A 1165-nucleotide genomic window follows, 5' to 3' on the forward strand; every position below is an offset into this window, starting at 1 on the left:
TTCTTGTACTCTTCTGTGGTGGTCTCTTTGTTTTTCTCTGTCACTCTTTTTTTTTTTCAAGCAGAAGACGGCCTTCCGAGTGCTCAGGGGTCTCTGTGGCTCGGAGATGTGTTTTAGCGACAAGGATAAAGAGGCCGCATCTCTAACCTCTTTATTTACACTGACCTACCTTAAAGCTCCCTATTTACAGGGACCCGCCCCTTACCTTCACCCGGTTATTTTTGTCACGACTGCTGCGAATCAGTTCATCACCCTGTTTGGCACTGGCAGATTTTGCCAACCGATCATAGAGCACAACATTGACCGTGGCCGCAAGATTCAGGCAACCCACTGTAGGGATATAGACCACCGCATGGGCGCGATCTACCAGCGCCTGGCTCAAGCTGCCATCTTCAGGCCCAAAGATGTAAAAGGCATTTTCAGGGTGCTGAAACGCATTGAGTGGCTGTGCCCCTTCCACCAGCTCCACGCACACAATAGCCGCACCCTCTGGCACAGCCTCCAGCAGCGAGTCCACCCCGATAAGTGGAATACTGCGGCTTATCTGCTTGGTGTCGGTACTGAATTTTCGGGCCCTGGCATAACGTTCGCCGGTATAGAACACCGCATCGGCCCCGAAACAGCCCGCCGCACGCATAACGGCCCCCACGTTGGTGGGGCTCTTGGGATTGTTCAGGCCAATACAGAGTTTGGGATCTGTCATCTTGATTTCACAGCAGCAATTGATCGACGCACCCATAGGGCGCAACAGGCCCGCCAGTTTACCAGAGCCGGGAGTGAGCGTCAGAACCGCGACAGCACAGCGCCTTCATCCCCGAAACAGGTCATCAGCCTGATTACAAAAGAGTATAAATGTGTCCAATAAGAGACAAATATAATTACAAAAACATAATTTTAAATTTTGAAATATTGTGACAAAAGTGTATACAATGCTGCCCAAGGCATTTTGGCGTTACAAGTTCAAGCAAAGGTGCCCACCCCTGCGACACGACAAAGCGCCCCTAAGATGTGGGAACGCAAACAATAAAAATGGCACGGCCAAGGCCGTACCTGACTCCAGAGGAACAGCATGAAAGCGCTCAGCACAGACGTCAGCAGACGCCCAGACCCCGTGGATACTCGGCGACTCCGCCGCGCAACAATTCAATCCTAGGAGGCTGTCCGA

Annotated in this window: 1 protein-coding gene; it reads right to left on the reverse strand. The window is 51.8% G+C overall.

Going from position 1 to position 1165, the window contains the following annotated elements; genetic code table 11:
• Positions 1-184: 184 nt before the first annotated feature.
• On the reverse strand, positions 185-703 hold the full coding sequence (locus tag MPRO_RS15515; RefSeq protein WP_067294636.1) for an RNA methyltransferase: 519 nt from the start codon (positions 701-703) through the stop codon (positions 185-187).
• Positions 704-1165: the final 462 nt, after the last annotated feature.

Origin of the sequence: Marinobacterium profundum, from assembly GCF_001528745.1 — a bacterium.
Lineage (GTDB): Bacteria > Pseudomonadota > Gammaproteobacteria > Pseudomonadales > Balneatricaceae > Marinobacterium_A > Marinobacterium_A profundum.